The 1,604-nt window shown below is 68.2% G+C and carries 1 protein-coding gene; it reads right to left on the bottom strand.

Features of this window, described 5'->3' with window-relative positions; translation table 11 throughout:
- Positions 1–1,518, bottom strand: a 1,518-nt coding sequence (locus tag D1643_RS10940; RefSeq protein WP_160710635.1) for a histidine kinase, incomplete at its 3' end; no start/stop codon positions are given.
- Positions 1,519–1,604 lie beyond the last annotated feature (86 nt).

The raw sequence follows: 1,604 nt of genomic DNA, 5'->3' as shown, positions 1-1,604 counted from the left end.
GGGCACCCCGTCGGCGCCCCGTCGGCTGCGGGCGACGCGCCCTTCCGGCACGCGGATGCGTCCCATCGGCACGGCCGCGTCGGCCACGCCGGGCGCGCCTACCACTACAGGCGCCACGTCGGCCACCGCGGCGGCCACCGCACCGGCGGCGTTGGCGACGGCCGCAGCGGGCGCCTCGCCCCCCAGCATGGCGGCGTGGTTCTTCGCGCAGCCCGGGAAGCGCAGCAGCACGCGCGTTCCCTTCCCCAACTCGCTTTCCACCTCCATGCAGGCGTCGGGGCCGAAGAAGCCCTTCATGCGGTCGTGCACGTTCTTCACGGCAATGCCCAGGCCCGTCTGAGACTCGGGGTGCATGATGTTCTGGCACGCCTGCTCGCTCATGCCCACGCCGTCGTCGCGCACTTCCACTACCACGTCGTCGCCGTCCACCTGCGCCAGGATGGACACGGTCAGCTTCCCCTCCAGGGGCATGGCGTGCTTCACCGCGTTCTCGACGATGGGCTGGATGATGAAAGGCGGCACGAGCATATCCTGCAGCTCGGGGCCAGCACCCACGTAGAGCGCCACGCGATCTTCGCCGAAGCGCGCCACCTCGAACGAGAAGTAGCGCATGGTCTGCTCGATCTCGCGCGAGAGCATGATGCGGTCGGTCGAGTCCTCCAGCGTGCGGCGATAGAACACCGCGAACTCGCGCAGCATGGTGCGCGCCTTGGGCGGATCCGTACGGATGAGCGACGCGATGGTGTTGATGGTGTTGAACAGGAAATGCGGGTTGATCTGGCTCTGGAGCATCTTCAGCTCCATGGAGGTGGCCAGCTTGCGCTGTGCCTCCATCTCGGCAGCGGCCATCTGGGTAGACAGCAGCCGCGCGAAGCCCTGCGCGATGGACTTCTGCGTCTCGGTGATCTTCTTGCCGTTGCGATAGTAGAACTTGAGGCTGCCCTCCACCTTGTCGCCCACGCGCAGCGGAACGATGATGGCGGCCTTGATGGTGGCGCTGCGCGGAAAGCCCAGGTCTTCGGCGGTGTAGAGCACGTGCATGGTGCCCTCGGCCATGGCGTCGAGGGTGGCTTGGGTGCGGATGGCGCTGCCGGCGGGGTTATCCGCCTCCTGGTAGCCCGCGTAGCCGAGGATGTGCTCGGCGTCCGTGAGGGCAACGGCCACCGCGGCGGTGCTGGGCAGCAGCAGCACGCAGATGCGCTGCGCCGCCTCGGGCGTCATGCCCTCCTTCGTCAGATCGAGGAACTGGCTGGCCAGCTGGAGCATATCGTCGGACTGATGCGCGCGGACGGAATCCGGGTCCATCAGCAGGCGGATGACCACCACCACCGACAGGGTGAACACCATCCCCGCCACGATCATGACCACCACCGACACGTTGGGGGAAAGCACCGTCCACAGCATGGCGAGCGCCGAGAGGGCCGCCACGGTGAAGGCGAACATCTCCAAGTTGAAGAGCCGCGGATAGCGGTACTGGTTGTTAGAGGCCTCGCTGGAGGCGTCTTTCAGGGAAGCCATGGCATCTCCTCGGGAAGGCAGCGCGGCGCGGCGCGGCGCGGGCGCAGGCGCGGGCACGGGGGGCGCAGGCGGGGGGCGCGGCCCAC

Origin of the sequence: Enterorhabdus sp. P55, assembly GCF_009911695.1 — a bacterium.
Taxonomy (GTDB): Bacteria; Actinomycetota; Coriobacteriia; order Coriobacteriales; family Eggerthellaceae; genus Enterorhabdus.
This window is presented reverse-complemented; position numbering and strand designations above follow the sequence as displayed.